We start from the raw sequence: 16,496 nt of genomic DNA, 5'->3' as shown, positions 1-16,496 counted from the left end.
TTTCCCGTACTTTACGTTGTGAAAACGGAACCATTATGGAAGTTGAACAGGCTTCTGAAATTGATTTTACTAACCTGATGGAATAAAAACATTTCGCTTTTTTGCCTTATACGGCAGAAAAGCATCCTGATATTCAGATGCGACATATTGATATACATTCGTTTGTGTTTCTACTTCCAGATTCATTTTTCGCTTAAATATTGACTGTTATCAATGTTAATAATTTCTTCTGAAATTATTAAATGTTTTATTCCACCTTTGAACAAAAAATCCACCATATTGAACGATAATTTCTTCTTTAGTTTTGTATTAATTAGATAAATTGGCCCTTTTAATTTCAATAAAATAGAGTAATTTAAATTTAGTATAGGATGAGAAAAACATGGTATATTTTAATGGTATTTGTTCTGACGGGGCTGTCGCTTTATGCGCAATCCGGCAAACAGAATATTTATCATAAAGGTTGGATAGATTTCAATAAGAACGGGAAAAAGGATATTTATGAAGATCCCGCCCAGCCTATTGATAAAAGGGTAGAGGATTTATTGTCGCAGATGAGCCTTGAGGAAAAGACTTGCCAGATGGCGACATTATATGGTTATGGCAGGGTTCTAAAGGAAGAAATGCCTTCCCCTTCCTGGAAAAATGAAATCTGGAAAGACGGAATTGGCAATATCGACGAGGAATTGAACAGTGTTGCCTATAACAAAAAGTCGGTTACTGCTTATTCCTATCCTTTCAGCAAACATGCTGCAGCAATTAATGCGGTTCAAAAATGGTTTGTTGAAGAGACGCCCCACGGAATCCCTGTTGATTTCACCAATGAAGGGATCAGGGGATTATGCCACGACCGTGCTACTTCTTTTCCTTCACAGATAGGGCAGGGGAGTACATGGGATAAATCGCTGGTTTATCAGATAGGCAAAATTGAAGGCCGTGAAGCCCGTGCCTTAGGTTATACCAATGTATATGCCCCTATACTTGATGTTTCGCAGGATCAGCGATGGGGCAGGGTAGTCGAGACATACGGCGAAGATCCTTTTCTTATCGCTCAGCTGGGAAAGCAGATGGTACTTGGTATGCAGGATGAAAGAATTGTTTCTACCCTGAAACATTTTGCCGTTTATAGTATTCCTAAAGGGGGACGTGACGGGAATGCCCGTACAGACCCCAAAGTAGCTCCACGCGAAATGCAGCAGATGTATCTTTACCCCTTTAAGGTTGCTGTAAAAGAAGCAGGGGCATTGGGCGTGATGGCTTCATACAACGATTGGGACGGGGTTCCTATTATTGCCAGCAAATATTTCCTTAACGATTTCCTTCGCCAGCAGTGGGGATTTAAAGGTTATGTAGTGTCGGATAGCCGTGCAGTTGAATACGTATGGGAAAAACATCATGTAGCCTCAGATTATAAAGACGCCATCAGGCAGGTGGTTGAAGCCGGCCTGAATATCCGTACGGATTTTACAATGCCGCAGGCATATATTAATCCCCTTAGGGAAGATGTTAAAGAAGGCCGTATTTCTTTACAAACTTTGGACCAAAGGGTGAGGGAAATCCTTCATGTGAAATTTGCCCTTGGATTATTTGATCAACCTTATGTGGAAAATCCGGCTGCAGCAGACAAGATTGTCCGCAACGATGAGGCCGTAAAGACTTCTCTTCAATCCTGTCAGGAGTCGGTTGTTCTTTTAAAGAACGAAAACCATTTGCTTCCTTTCAGCAGGACTCAATATAAATCAATCCTGGTTACAGGCCCGGCTGCTACGGAAATCACTCCTTTTATCAGCCGCTATGGGCCTTCCAACTTACCTGTTGTTTCCATGTTGGAAGGGATGAAAAAGGTAGCCGGCCCTGGGGTAAATATTGAATATGCCAAGGGTTGCAATACCTTTGATAAAGATTGGCCTGAAAATGAGATCATACCCACTCCTCCTCCTGCAGAAGAACAGGCATTGATTGACGAAGCAGTTGCCAAGGCTGCCCAGGTTGATGCTGTTGTCGTTTACCTGGGCGATAATGAAGAAACAGTGGGAGAGAGCCGTTCCAGGACAAGCCTCGACCTTCCCGGGCATCAACTTGATCTGTTACAGGCTCTGTATAAAACAGGGAAACCAATTGTTTTGGTTTTGGTTAATGGCAGGCCTTTGACAATTAATTGGGCTGACAGGAACGTACCTTCCATTCTTGACACCTGGTTCCCGGGTGAATTTGGAGGTCTGGCTGTTGCCCAGGTTTTGTTCGGTGATTATAATCCCGGTGGTAAACTTTCTATTACTTTTCCCAGGACTGTAGGGCAATTGCCTTTTAACTTTCCCGTAAAGCCCGGCTCTCAGGCAGGACAACCTGGCGAAGGCCCCAATGGCAAAGGGAAAACCCGTATTGTTGGGGCATTGTATCCTTTCGGTTTCGGTCTTAGTTATACCACCTTTGAATATTCTGCACTTAAGATTGATCCCAAAGAAGAAAATAACCAGGGCCTGGTGAATGTCAGCGCTGATATTCAAAATACCGGGAAAATGGCAGGTGACGAAGTTGTAGAGTTGTATATTCACGAAAAGACAAACAGCGTGATTGAATACCAGGAACAATTAAGGGGATTTGAACGCATCCATCTGGAACCTGGAGAGAAACGGACCGTTTCTTTCACCCTGAAACCAGACGACCTGGCTATTCTTGACCGCAATATGAACTGGACTGTTGAACCCGGAGAGTTTGAAGTGAAAGTCGGCAGTTCATCTGAAGATATCCGTTTGCACGATACTTTTCTGGTTAAATAAGTTTTACAGGCCCGCTATTGTTAATCCTTCAGCGGGCCTTTTTCCTTCCTTTTCAATATGTTTATTTTCAGACTTTTGTACTTTTAATTGTACAAATTCCTGATCCCTATGCCAGGGCTAATTTTTTAATAAAATATTCAGGTTATATAATGAAAAGACAAGATGAATTCTTTAAAATAAGAATTCCTAAATCTGCAGGAATTAGAATTACCGGGATTGTGTGGATTGTTATTCTCCTTTGCTTCTATGGAATGGACAAAGCTTATTCACAGATAATCCATGTCAATACAATTTCTGCTTTGCAAACTGCTATTAATCGTGCTAAGGCAGGCCAACAAATTATTGTTGATGATGGGCTTTATACTACTACCGGGAATATCCGTATTGCAGTCCGTGGAACTAAACAAATGCCTGTCATCATTGCTGCTCAGAAAACAGGTGGTGTCGAGATCATCGGCCAGGGCGGATTTGTGGTCTCTTCTCCTTCATCATACATTGTCATAAAGGGATTTAAGTTTACCCATAATACCGGCAGTACACAAATTGCGTCCGGAGCAACTCATTGCCTGATCACCCGGAATATTTTTGAATGTGCTCCTGTAAATTCCGGTACGAAGGCTTACCTGACTGTATCGGGTGATGATAATGAGATAAGTTATAATACTTTTCAGAATAAGAAAGATGAAGGCCAGATGATCTCCGTTCAGGGACCGGGACACGACAGGATGGCCAAAAGGACCTGGATCCATCATAATTATTTTTATAATTTCCCGCCCAAAGCAAATAATTGTTCGGCCATACAGATTGGGTTAAGTTCAAGAAGCATGGATTCTGCTTTTTGTGTGGTGGAGTACAACCTGTTTGTAAAAACTGCCGGTGAAAATGAGGGATGTATTTGCCATAAATCCTGTAGAAATATTATAAGGTTCAACACTTTCGGGGAAGGCAGCGAAGAACTTTCTCTAAGGCACGGGAACAAGAGCGAGGTCTATGGCAATTTCTTTATAGGTTGTACCGGCTTGCGTTTCAGCGGAGATGACCATAAGATCTATTGCAATTTTTTTAAGAATTGTTCCAGGGCTATTGTTTGCAATAACGGTGACGGGGAAGTTGCAGATGGTGACAAACTGATCAGTCACGACCGTCCCGACAGGGTGCAGATTGTTTTTAATACAATGGTGGATTGTGCTTCCAATTATTCTGAACCAAACAGGAAAAATGGCCTGGGTGCGACAAATATTGATTTTTCAAATAATATAATTCAGGGTGGGGAAGCAGTTTCAATAAAAGGCCCTTATGTCAATCCGGTCTGGAAAGGTAATATATTATGGAATACCCAGGCAGGTTCCATTCCGGCAGATGGTTATATTTCTGAAGATCCCAATATGTCGGCTGATATTAATGGTATCTTTCATCTTTTGTCCGGTAGTTCTGCAATTGGTGCCGGGGATGGTTCTTATCCCTATGTCAGCATTGATATTGACGGACAGGCACGTGGCCTTCACAAAGATACAGGAGCTGATCAATTTTCACAGGTGCCGGTTACCAACCATGTGTTGACAACTGCCGATGTAGGGCCGTTTGCAGGTTTAAACAAGGCTTTATCAAAATGACACCTGCTTTGAATATTAAACTTGAAGTATAATCCCGAACATTATGAAAGTGTTTTTTAGCAAAAGATGGTTATTCTTTTTACTTCCCATGATTTTTATGGCGAAGGCGTATGCGGAAAATGGAGGGTTAAGCATTGCCGGAATCAAAAAGCAGATAAATTCATATAATGTTGTTTGGACTGAACAATCCGAATCATCTGCCGGATCAATGCCTTTGAGCGGAAATAAAGGAATGGGCCTGAATGCCTGGGTACAAGACGGGGACATATTCCTTTATCTTGCCAGTAATGAAAGTTATGACGAAAATTCCGATTTGTTGAAACTGGGATGCGTCAGGTTGCATCTTAGTCCCAATCCTTTTGCAACAGGCTGTAAATTTAAACAGGAACTGGACATTTATAGCAGTCAGATCATTATTACAGGGCAATTAAAAAACGGGATGAAAGGTAGGATTCGCCTGTGGTATGATGTCCGGCGGCCTGTATTGTATGCACAGGCCGAATCTTCTGTTCCTACAATTCTGACGGCCTCATTTGCTACCTGGCGCGACAGGAACGATTCGGTCGGTCTGGGGAATTATGATTTTGGAGGTAATTCGCTTGTACGGGCTGATATAGTTAATCCAAACAAAAATTCCATTGTCTGGTACCATCAAAATGATAATAGTCAACTTATAGTAAACCAATTAATTAGAAAACAGAATTTTCAGCCCTTCAGCAGTACTATTAATGATTTTACGCGAAATCTGATTTTTGGCGGGATGATTTCAGGGAAAGGCTTGGTTGCAGCCGGATCTGAAACTGTTCAGTGGCAGAAATGGTCGGGCAGGGCCTGGCATCTGAAATCCCAGAAGGCTGCTTCGGCGCATAATTTGATTATCGTTCCGTTGGTAAAACAGGAAACTGATGTTGAAAAATGGAAGGAAGAAGTTTCCTTGTTGTCACATCAGGCAACAGTTCAGATAAGTGATGCGCAAAAAGAGAGAGAACAGTGGTGGGCTGACTTTTGGCAGAGAAGTTATATATTTATCAATCCACAGGCGGGTGTTGGTGATACAGCCTGGCAGATTGGCAGGAATTATCAGCTTTTCCGTTATATGTGGGCCTGCAACCGTGGCGGTAAGCTTCCGCTAAAATTTAACGGTGGCATTTTCACCATGGATCCTCCTGATCCCGGATTAATTCAACATTATACTTCACATTACAAAATTAATGCAAAGGTCACTCCGGATTATCGCCGTTGGGGCAATCTCTTCATGGGCCAGAACCAGCGTTTAATTGGCTGGCCTGGCCTTGCATCAGGCGATTTTGACCTGGTCAGCCCTTCGCTTAAATTTTATACAGACAGGTTGCCAGTTGCCGAAGCCCGTTCAAAGTTATATTGGAACCATGGAGGTGCTGCCTTTGCCGAGCCACTAGACCTCAGCGGTTTGCCCGTTAACAGGCTTTCTTCTTCAAATGGGCCAATGTCTCCTGCCCATTTGAAATATCATTTATCCATGCAGGTTGAATTTGCTTTCATGGCCCTTCAACTGGTAAAATATTCTGGAGAGGATTTGAGCAGTTATCTTCCATTTATTGAGTCGGTAGCCAGGTTTTATGACGAACATTACCGTATGGAGAATCTTAAACGTACCGGCCGTGAATATGATGAAAACGGGAAACTGGTATTATTCCCTTTGAACAGCCTGGAATTATATTCCGAAGCAACTGATCCTGTAGAGGTAGTCGCCGGGTTGAAGCGCATCACCGAAGAGATTCTTTCTTTTCCTCCTTCCAAAGTTCCTTTGGAGGCAAGAAACTGGTTTGAGGCATTTGCCAAACATATTCCGGATATCAATTTTGAAACCCGTAATGGAAAAACAGTCATCAAACCGGCCAAAATCTATGGCAGGGAATACAATACCACCGATTTTCCTGAGATGTATACCCTCTGGCCTTATGGTTTATTTCATGCAGGCAAAAGTGAGGGCCTGGCTGAAGCCAACAATACATGGGAAAATTTACCTTCAAACCGGCAAAGTGCCCTTGAATTTTGGAGCTGGATGTGTACTCCGATTTATGCAGCCATGATGGGGAGGAGGGAGGATGCCCGCCGTTTGATTATTGAAAAACTCAGTAATAAAAACGCCAATTTGAAGTTCCCTGCTTTTTTCGGCCCGGGTCACGACTGGCTGCCTGATCACAATTGGGGAGGTTCAGGAATGGCCGGGCTCCAAACCATGTTGCTTTTCAATGACCAGTCGGATATTTTCCTATTCCCGGCCTGGCCCAAAGAATGGGACGTAACGTTTAAACTTCATGCTTCAGAAAAGACGGTTGTTGAAGGCCGGTATGAGAATGGAAAAATTGTTGCCCTGCAGGTCTCTCCCCAGCAAAGGGAACAGGATATTAAAGTATTGATTAAGCAATAATGAAGAGGGGAAATCAGAAGTCCTGACGCTACGGGTATCTGTTTTTAAAATAAAAGGCCGGAATGTTATGAAATTCCGGCCTCAGTATATCTTGAAGGATAGTATTCTAAAAGGGATAGTATTCTAAACTTTATAGTTCCATCCGATTATTGCATCAAACCAGGTATCGGGAAGGATACGTTCCAAAAATACTGCAATTTTCTGAACGAAAGAGGATACTACATACCGTCCACAAGGGTTTTTCTTTTCAATGATGGAGGCAATTTTTCTAGCTAGAGCTTGTGGGGGCAGGCCATGGGTTTCGTCATGCTCAATCACAGCAAGTGTTCTCTGGAAAGAAGCATCATAAGCGCTTTCTTTTCCGCCCTGCATGATCAATTTACGGTTTGCCGTGAAATTGGTATGAAAATCGCCAGGATTGACCACCACCACCTTTATATGAAAAGGTTTGATTTCCATACGCAATGCTTCGCTATATCCCTCAATGGCAAATTTGCTGGCCGAGTAAAAACCTTGAAAAGGAAGCCCTATCAATCCTCCAATCGAACTGGTATTGATAATCAGGCCCTTGCCCTGTTTGCGCATATAGGGCAAAACTGCCTGACAGGTATCTACTGTGCCCCAAAAATTAGTATTAACCTGAAGCCTTGATTCATCGGGCAAAGTGTCTTCAAGGGATCCTGAAATTCCCATGCCGGCATTGTTGATGAGGACATCTATACGTCCTTCCTTCTGAATAACCGTATCTACGGCCCGGTGGATGGATTCCCTGTCTGTCACATCCATATTTACAAGTGTATATGGAGTACCCTGAACAATGGCTTTCCGGCTGGTTCCATATACGGTATAATCCTTCTGTGATAATAATTCGGCAGTGGCTTTCCCGAATCCCGATGTAACGCCTGTTATAAAAACAACCTTTTTCATCAGGTGGATTATTTAAGCAACAACAGTTGAAAGTATGCCTAACTTTTTAGCTACTTTATAAATCTTGTCCAGGCCAATTTCAACCTGATGTTTGGTATGGGTAGCCATCAGAGAGAAACGGATCAGTGTATCTTCTTTTTTCACTGCAGGAGAAAGAACAGGATTAACAAAAATACCTTCATCAAGCAGCATCTTGGTCAATTCCAGGGTTTTTGTATTATCCCTTACAAATAAAGGAATGATAGGAGTTTCGGAATGTCCGGTATCAAAACCCATATTTTTGAAACTATCAAGTGCAAAATGGGAAATATCCCAAAGATGTTGAATTCTTTCAGGTTCGCTTTCCATAATGTCAATTGCAGCTAAAACGCTGGCAGCTGAAGCAGGAGTCATGCTGGCGCTGAAAATAAGCGAACGTGAATTGTGCTTGAGGAAATCAATGGTGTGGGCATCGCTGGCAATAAATCCGCCTAAGGAAGCCAGGGATTTGCTGAAAGTACCCATGATGAGGTCAACTTTGTCGGTCAGGCCGAAATGTGAAGCAGTACCTGAACCTTTTTCCCCGATAACGCCAATGGAATGAGCGTCATCAACCATGATGGAGGCATCGTATTTTTCAGCAAGCCTAACCATTTCGGGTAACTTGACGATATCGCCTTCCATGCTGAAAATACCATCGGTGACAATCAACTTTATTCTGTCCGGATCACAAAGTTTAAGTTTGGACTCCAACGAATCCATATCGTTGTGCTTGTATTTTAAAACTTTTGAAAATGAAAGACGGCTGCCTTCAATAATCGAAGCATGGTCTAATTCATCCAGGAGGATATAATCATTCCGGTCGGTTAATGCTGAAACAACCCCCACATTAACCTGAAAACCGGTACTATATGCTAATGCACCTTCTTTATGCACCATTTTAGCAAGGCGGTCTTCCAATTCAATATGGATGTCTAATGTCCCATTCAAAAAACGTGAGCCAGCACAACCGGTTCCATATTTGTCTATGGCTTTTTTGGCTGCTTCCTTTATTTTTGGATGGCAAGTTAACCCAAGATATGAATTCGAGCCAAACATCAATACTTTTTTCCCATTCATGAGAACTTCAGTATCCTGATCCGATTCAATCATTCTAAAATAGGGATATAGACCTGTCTCTCTGACTTTTTCAGCGTCATCATAGGTGGCCATTCTTTCTTGTAAAATACTCATGTTTTAAATTTTAAACAGTATTATGTTATATTTTTTTAACTTTTTCTTTTTTAAAGCCTCCAAATTTAAAAAAAAATAATTTAAAGATTAGAACAATTATTTACCATTAATTTAGCCGGGGAACAGAGATTTTATTATAAGTTATTGACATAGAATAACTTAATCTTGTTTTTGCCAGCCAACTTCACTGATGGGTTTAAATTGAACCAAATTATATTTTTAAAATCATCTCCTTTCAATTACAAAAAATAAAAATAAAGGATAAACTATTATAAACAAATATAATTTAAAAAAAAACAGAGGGAATATTCATTTTATTGTCATTTTTAGCCGGATTTATAAAATAGGGAGGCTGAGTAGGGTTGATAGGACAAAATGGAAGTAAGTCAAAATTATATATCTTTGCTCTTGAAATAAAAATTATAAAACTTAAGATCTTGACATTCGACGATTTTCATTTTGAACCGGAAATAAATGAAGGCTTGGTGGCGATGGGTTTTGAAAAGCCTACTCCTATTCAGGAGCAAACCATACCGCCTATTTTGGACAACAAGGATATGATTGGTTGCGCGCAGACAGGGACAGGAAAAACTGCTGCTTATCTTCTTCCGATTATCAATAAAATGATTCGAAATGCCAATTGGGGCAGTCATATCAGTACGTTGATCATTGTTCCTACACGCGAACTGGCCCTGCAGATTGACCAGCAGCTTTCCGGATTTGCCTATTTCGCTCCCATCAGTTCAATTTCTGTTTATGGAGGGAACGACAGTTCCTTATGGGACCAGCAAAAAAAAGCTATGGTAAAAGGGGTAGACATTGTGATTGCCACCCCAGGCAGGCTTCTTTCTCATATTAATCTTGGATACGTGAATTTTGATGACCTGCAGCACCTTGTCCTTGATGAGGCCGATCGTATGCTCGATATGGGATTTTATGATGATATCATGAAGATCATCAATTATCTGCCTAAAAGCCGTCAGACTCTCTTGTTTTCTGCGACCATGCCTCCTAAAATACGGGAGCTTACTAAAAAGATACTTAAAGATCCCGTTCAGATTAATATTGCTATTTCTAAACCGGCAGAGGGTATTTTGCAGGCAGTTTATATGGTCCCCGACGGAATGAAAAACGCACTGATTTGCAACCTGCTTAAGGATAAGGACGATGTAAAGAGCATCATTATTTTTTCCTCTACCAAGATCAAGGTTAAAAATATAGAACGCGATTTGCGCCACCTGGGCAGAAAAGTTCAGGCCATCCATTCAGATTTGGATCAAAAAGACAGAGAAGACGTGATGCGGGAATTTCGCAACCGCAAATATCAGATTCTGGTTGCTACAGATATCATTTCCAGGGGTATTGACATTGAAAATATTGATCTGGTTGTTAATTATGATGTACCGCCCGATGCTGAAGATTACATTCACCGTATAGGCCGTACGGCACGTGCCGAAAATACAGGTGTGGCCATTACCCTGGTAAATGATAAGGATAGAAGGAACCTTCAGAAGATAGAAAAATTCCTGGGCCAGCCTATTTATAAGATTCCCCTTCCTGCTGATCTATAAACCCGTGATTAATTGAAGGGTCAACTGTTTTCACTGTAAGTGTCATAATCTACAGTCAGTTCTTCCCCTTCCTGAATATCGCGGAGGGTATAAAATCCATTTTCTTCGTCAAAAGCAAGGTTGGGCTTATCCGAATAATTCACATACCACGAACTGTTCATGTTGTTGAAATTTGCCGGGCAACCCAATTTCCTTCTGCCCTTTTCTGTCTTCAGGATGCAAAAGTCTTCATAGAGCTTTTGAACAGAATCCGGTTGATGGGGAAGGTCCAGGTCCTTTTCATCATACCAGACAATTTCAGAGGTATCTCCTTCAAAAACATAAGTTCCCCGCGGTATGTCAAGTATTGCGAATACGCCGACGCCATGGATTTGGGATACTTTCAATCTTGTATAAACCTGTTCATGTGGTCTGGTCATGATTTTTTTTCGTTCTGAATTTAAAGAAGTTTCAATTTGATGTCTATCAGTTTGATGATATTATCCGAATCAAAAGGGCTGTTCAGGGTTATGGTAATGCTGCGGCCCATCCTCGATTTCTTGGCAAATTGAAAATCATCTTTTAAAAGCTGGGGTAAATCACTGTTTTTAATCAATTTCTCTGCCTGATCCGGAAACAGAAAGCTTACCCTGAATGTGTCTTTCAATATGCCCACCCAGAAAATGGTTTTCTTTTTCTTCAGCGTACGGAAAAGCCAACTTTTCCCATCGTTATAGTATTTCCAAACTTCAGAGATTTCATTTTTCTCGTCCATGTCATAAAGATAATTCATTATCCTTTTCCAAAAAACGCTGTTTTCTCCAATAATTGAGAATATCAGTTCTTCGTCAGGGACTACATTCTGATCGGTCAATACTAACTTTTCCATAATGATTTTTTATTTGGGTGAGTAAATAAGAATATGGTTAGCCAAGAACAATGATAAGGCGTCCTATAATATTGACTACTGTTGTCAATGAATTGGTGATGTCGTTGATGTTAGTGAGTGACTGAATGGTGTTTCTTAATTTATCGGTTTCGTCAGTAGCTGTATTGATGAGCTGTACATAAAGGTGGTTGTTTTTATCAAGCTGCTGTTTGCAGATTTCAAAATAAGCATCCCGGAGGGCGTCATATTCCTGTTCCAGCTTTGTAACAGCCGGCCGGCCACCCTGGTCGAAGGCCAGTTGGAGGATCTCCGCCCTTTTGCTGTTAAATTCGGAAATGGCCTGAACAAGGGTTGTTTTAAGTCTATCTTCCATTTTGTCCTATTTTAAAAGGGTTTCAAGAGAATTGATTTCTAAAAGGGCAACCGCAAAATTGGGTTTTTTCTTGGCCAATTCTGAATGGGCCAAATTCAGGGCTGTCAGGATATTTTCAAAATTGCAGAGTTGTTTTTTCACGGCATCCCGCTGACTGTAAATTTCGTTTCTCTGGTTCAGTTTATAAAGCAGGATCATGGTTTCATCATCCTTGTAAGGTTCTTTCAGGCTTTGCGAAATTTTCTTCACATCATATTTCAGGGGGCTTACAGAGTTCATCCCTTTGGCATATTTATCATAAAGGGCATCGATCATTACGTTCCATACAGGTTCGTCATTTTTCCAATAGTTCAGGTATAAACCGGTTAAGTTGGATAAAATAAGCTGGTAATTTTTTATTTTTTTAGCCTGGACAGCTTCTGACAGTTGCTTTGACAGTTCTGGCAGGTAAGATGAAACTGAAGCAGGCAGGTCGGGAAGCGAGGAAAGGGTGTTGTAACTGTCGGTCAGCCCACTGATGGTTTCCTGCGTCTTATCTCCAAAATGGGTATCTGCTAAAAGGTTAAAACCCTTGTAAATGTTCATCAAGCTTTGATAGGCTTTGATGCGTGGTTCAATTTGTTTTGAAAAGTCCTGCAGTTTTGAATCGGGGAGTGATAAGCTTTCAGGGTACGGGTCGGTAAGGATAAACAATTTGTCTTCCTGCAATTTTTCAATGCCGGCCTGTTGCGATAAAGTGGAATAAATTTCGACGGCTTTCTGTGAAACTGTTATTCCATCAGTGGCAACTTTATTTCCCAGATCAATAAACCTGGTTGAACTACAGGAACTTATCAGAAAAATAATTCCTAACCAGAACAGATTTTTCATCATATAAGATTATGTTATAAATGACGATGACTGTATAATTTTATCTTGTAAAGCTGGTGATTATGATATGGTTAACAAATTTATAATTTTTTATGATATAAACAAGTTCAGGTTTTACAATATTTAATTTAAGTTTCACAACTCAATATTCACTTGAATAAAAAAAATTTAAGGTCAGTGATTTATTGTCTTTCAACCCCATTTACCAAGGGCTAAAAAAGGCGGGTTGAAATTTTTGGAGAAGGGGTTAAAAAATAAATTATTCTTTCGCTGAGAAAGTCATGAGTTAAGATGAGAAACGCTGAGTATTTCTCAGCGTAACTTTTTTAGATAAATGTATTTCAAACCCTTTCAACCTTTTATTTAATAGGACGCCGCTATGCGGCTTAATATAAAATTCATTCCGGAACACAAGAAACTTTGAACCATCTTGAACTATCATTTTACCACAATGGACACAAGGATTACACAAGGTTCACAAAGAACTTGTATTCTTAGTGAACTTTGTGCCATTGTGGTAAATGTATTTCAGACCATCTCAAACCACTTCTATTCTCCGTGCCCTCTGTGTCCTCCGTGCCTTAGTGGTTAATGTATTTTGTGCCTTAGCATGAAACGCATTTTTCGCTAAGCGGTGAAGTTTTAAGACAAAGAATAATATATCTCAGCAGACCTCATTTTAACTCAGTGTTTCTCAGTGTAATGATCTTCATTTACGCTGAGATCCGCTGAGAAAAACCTGAGTTTCACTGAGTATTACCATAAAGCAGTATCCCGTTATTACCCCTTTTTACTACTTGCGAAACTTCAATATTTAATTGGAGAACAATTTCCAAGGAAATTAATATAATTAATTGTTTTCCAATACTTTAAACAGTTCGTCAAGTTTAGGGGTAAGGATAATTTCTGTACGGCGGTTTTTTTGTCTGGCTAGAGGCGTTTTTGCAGGATCAATGGGGACAAATTCTCCGCGACCTGCTGCTGTTAGTCTTTTAGGGTCTATTTTAGAACCATCGAGCAGTATACGTACGATTGCTGTTGCTCTTTTTACGCTCAAATCCCAATTATCCTGTATTGAGGCTGTCGGGCTTTTGTAGTGCACATCATCCGTATGTCCTTCAATCATGATGTTTATATCTTCATTCTGTTCCAGCACTTTGGATAATTTTTTCAAAGCACTTACCCCCCTTGAATCAACGGCGGTACTGCCGGTGCGGAACAACAACTGTTCTTCGAGCGACACATAAACCTTGCCATTTTTTATGTTGACGCTTAATCCGTTGTTTTCAAAACCCAGTAAGGCATTGGAAACTTTATCCTTTAATGATTTAACCACGGAGTCCTTACGGGAAAGAATACTTTGTAAGGATTTCAGGCTTGCATTCTGCTTGTCGAGTTCAACTTTTAAGTCGTTTAAGCTTTTCTCCTTTTCTTCCAGGTTTTTCTCTTTTTCCTGCAGGCCGGCCTGGGTTTTCTGCAATTCGTTAAACAGCTTACTCTTGTCACGTGCAGTTCCTTTGAGCGACTCCTGCATGTTTTTGTTCATTTCGTTCAATTCGGAATTTTCCTTTTGAAGTCGTTCTAAAGTTTTTGTTTTTTCGATGCTGTCATTCACCAGTTGCTTCAACTCTTTATTCAACAAATCATTTTTTGAGAGCAATTCGGTATTGCTTACAGTAAATTTCTCGTTGTCATTTTTAAGCAAATCGCGTTCCTGTTCACATTTTTGGTTGGCATCATTCAACTTTTTATATTTGTTTAAGGGCACACAAGAAACAAATACCAGCATAAGAAGCAGAAGATAACCTGATTTTTGAATTTTCATCTTTGTCATATTTTTTAAATTTTTGATGTTTAAATGGTTATTTCTTTAATGGCTCTGCGTAAATTATTAAATTCATACCTCTGAGCAGGAAATAACTAAAAATATAATTAATTTAAACGAAGAGAAAATGAAATACTCCTAGATTCTGCGTGCAAATATAGAAATTAGTCGGAGGAGTATTAAAATATATTTTTTAATTTCAGTATTCTTAACTTTGTATGTTATTTTTGTGTAAAAATTAGCAGATAGTCCCTTATTAACAGGTAGAATGAGTGAATTACCTTTAAATTTATTAGATCGGATAACTTATCCCTCAGATCTTCGCAAACTCAAAGAAGAGGAACTGGAAGAGGTGAGCCGGGAGTTGCGTCAGTTTATTATTGATGAAGTAAGCACCAATCCGGGTCATTTGGGGGCAAGTTTGGGGGTGGTGGAACTAACTGTTGCTCTGCATTATGTGTTTAATACACCCTATGATGAAATTGTGTGGGATGTGGGTCATCAGGCTTATGGGCATAAGATTCTTACAGGTAGGAAAGATATTTTCAATACCAACCGTAAGCTGGATGGAATCAGTGGTTTTCCAAGGCGAAGCGAAAGCGAATACGATGCTTTTGGGGTAGGACATTCTTCAACTTCCATTTCCTCTGCCCTGGGATTGGCAATTGCTTCCAAGCTGAAAGGGGAAACCAGGCGCCAGGTTATTGCAGTAATTGGCGATGGTTCCATGACAGGAGGTTTGGCATTTGAAGGGTTGAATAATGCCGGGATTCAGAATACAAACCTGCTGGTTATCCTGAATGACAACCAGATGGCTATTGATCCCAATGTTGGCGCACTGAAGGAATATTTACTGGATATTACCACTTCTCCTACTTATAACCGTATTCGTAATGAGATTTGGAACCTTTTGGGGCGTTTGAACCATTTGGGGCCGACCACCCGAGTTCTGGCCCAGAAGCTGGAGAATGGCGTCAAAGCCATGCTTCTGAAACAGAGCAACCTTTTTGAAGCCCTTAACTTCAGGTATTTCGGCCCTGTTGATGGCCACGATGTGGTTTACCTTACTCATGTCCTGCGGGATTTGAAAAATATTTCCGGTCCTAAACTTCTGCATGTGGTCACCGTGAAGGGTAAAGGCTTCAAACAGGCTGAACTTCATCAGACGGAATGGCATGCCCCCGGGAAATTCGACAAGGAAACCGGTGAAATTTTTCATGTGCATTTCGACAAACCCCATCCCCTCAGATATCAGGATGTTTTCGGAGAGACGATAGTTGAACTGGCCGAAAAGAATGAAAAGATAGTGGGCGTTACACCGGCCATGGCTAATGGTTGTTCGCTGAATATTATGATGACCAAAATGCCTGATCGCACCTTTGATGTGGGAATTGCCGAACAACATGCGGTTACTTTTTCGGCCGGAATGGCTGCCCAGGGATTGGTCCCTTTTTGTAACATCTATTCATCCTTTATGCAAAGGGCTTATGATCAGGTGATTCATGATGTCGCCCTTCAAAAGCTGAATGTGGTTTTTTGCCTGGACAGGGCCGGTATAGTGGGGGATGACGGGCCTACCCATCAGGGTGCATTTGACATGGCTTACATGCGTTGTATTCCCAATATGGTTGTTTCTGCCCCGATGAATGAGGTGGAATTGCGCAACCTAATGTATACCGCCCAGCTTGAAAATCAGGGTCCTTTTGTGATCCGCTATCCTCGCGGATATGGAGTTGAAACAAACTGGAAACAACCTTTTCAGGAATTGACTATTGGCAAAGGGCAGATTATCAGGGAAGGGAAAGATATTGCTATTGTTTCGATCGGACATGCCGGGAATTTTGTCGTTGAAGCTTGTAAAATGCTTGAAGAGGAAGGAATTTCTGCAGCCCATTATGATATGCGTTTTCTTAAACCGATTGACGAGAAATTATTGCACGAAATATTTGCCAATTTCAAACGGATAATCACCGTTGAGGATGGGACAATTGTAGGCGGTCTGGGCTCAGCAATACTTGAGTTTATGAATAATAACCGGTATCAT

At 40.9% G+C, this 16,496-nt stretch carries 12 protein-coding genes; 5 read left to right on the top strand and 7 right to left on the bottom strand.

What is annotated here, in order from left to right; translation table 11 throughout:
- The first annotated feature begins 371 nt into the window (after positions 1–371).
- From Q8907_03905 to Q8907_03895, 3 genes are all read left to right on the top strand, one after another.
- Entirely contained in the window at positions 372–2,780 is a 2,409-nt protein-coding gene (locus Q8907_03905) for a glycoside hydrolase family 3 N-terminal domain-containing protein (protein MDP4273404.1), read from the top strand.
- A 149-nt stretch (positions 2,781–2,929) separates the two neighbouring features.
- The gene (locus Q8907_03900; protein MDP4273403.1) at positions 2,930–4,393 is read left to right on the top strand and encodes a polysaccharide lyase 6 family protein; all 1,464 of its coding nucleotides are present in this window, start codon (positions 2,930–2,932) and stop codon (positions 4,391–4,393) included.
- A gap of 43 nt (positions 4,394–4,436) precedes the next feature.
- Positions 4,437–6,806, top strand: coding sequence for a DUF5703 domain-containing protein (locus tag Q8907_03895; protein MDP4273402.1), 2,370 nt, complete (start codon positions 4,437–4,439; stop codon positions 6,804–6,806).
- 123 nt (positions 6,807–6,929) lie between these two features.
- Here Q8907_03895 and Q8907_03890 read toward each other — a convergent pair whose 3' ends face one another.
- Together Q8907_03890 and Q8907_03885 are read right to left on the bottom strand one after the other, a co-directional pair.
- A complete protein-coding gene (locus tag Q8907_03890; GenBank protein MDP4273401.1) occupies positions 6,930–7,733 on the bottom strand; it encodes an SDR family oxidoreductase in 804 nt (267 codons plus the stop codon).
- Between the two features lie 12 nt (positions 7,734–7,745).
- Positions 7,746–8,945 carry a pyridoxal phosphate-dependent aminotransferase family protein gene (locus Q8907_03885; GenBank protein ID MDP4273400.1) on the bottom strand — a complete coding sequence of 400 codons (1,200 nt, stop codon included), beginning with the start codon at positions 8,943–8,945 and terminating at the stop codon, positions 7,746–7,748.
- 437 nt (positions 8,946–9,382) lie between these two features.
- Here Q8907_03885 and Q8907_03880 point away from each other — a divergent pair, with 437 nt between their 5' ends.
- Entirely contained in the window at positions 9,383–10,516 is a 1,134-nt protein-coding gene (locus Q8907_03880; GenBank protein ID MDP4273399.1) for a DEAD/DEAH box helicase, read from the top strand.
- 20 nt (positions 10,517–10,536) lie between these two features.
- Here Q8907_03880 and Q8907_03875 read toward each other — a convergent pair whose 3' ends face one another.
- The 5 genes from Q8907_03875 to Q8907_03855 form a co-directional block, all read right to left on the bottom strand.
- Complete coding sequence (locus Q8907_03875) at positions 10,537–10,935, bottom strand: SET domain-containing protein (GenBank protein ID MDP4273398.1); 399 nt, start codon at positions 10,933–10,935, stop codon at positions 10,537–10,539.
- Positions 10,936–10,955: 20 nt separating this feature from the next.
- Positions 10,956–11,384, bottom strand: coding sequence for a DUF3788 family protein (locus Q8907_03870; GenBank protein MDP4273397.1), 429 nt, complete (start codon positions 11,382–11,384; stop codon positions 10,956–10,958).
- Positions 11,385–11,421: 37 nt separating this feature from the next.
- A complete protein-coding gene (locus Q8907_03865) occupies positions 11,422–11,757 on the bottom strand; it encodes a hypothetical protein (GenBank protein ID MDP4273396.1) in 336 nt (111 codons plus the stop codon).
- A gap of 6 nt (positions 11,758–11,763) precedes the next feature.
- Positions 11,764–12,630 (bottom strand): hypothetical protein, encoded by an 867-nt coding sequence (locus tag Q8907_03860; protein ID MDP4273395.1) that lies wholly within the window; start codon positions 12,628–12,630, stop codon positions 11,764–11,766.
- An 847-nt stretch (positions 12,631–13,477) separates the two neighbouring features.
- Positions 13,478–14,461, bottom strand: a complete 984-nt coding sequence (locus Q8907_03855; protein ID MDP4273394.1) for an OmpA family protein — start codon at positions 14,459–14,461, stop codon at positions 13,478–13,480.
- Between the two features lie 259 nt (positions 14,462–14,720).
- On the opposite strand from Q8907_03855, the gene dxs reads away from it, so the two are divergent.
- The coding region (dxs, locus tag Q8907_03850; protein MDP4273393.1) for a 1-deoxy-D-xylulose-5-phosphate synthase at positions 14,721–16,496 on the top strand (1,776 nt) is incomplete at its 3' end.

Source organism: Bacteroidota bacterium, from assembly GCA_030706565.1.
GTDB lineage: Bacteria > Bacteroidota > Bacteroidia > Bacteroidales > JAUZOH01 > JAUZOH01.
Note: the sequence above shows the minus strand (reverse complement) of the source record. Positions and strands in the feature narration are given on the sequence as shown.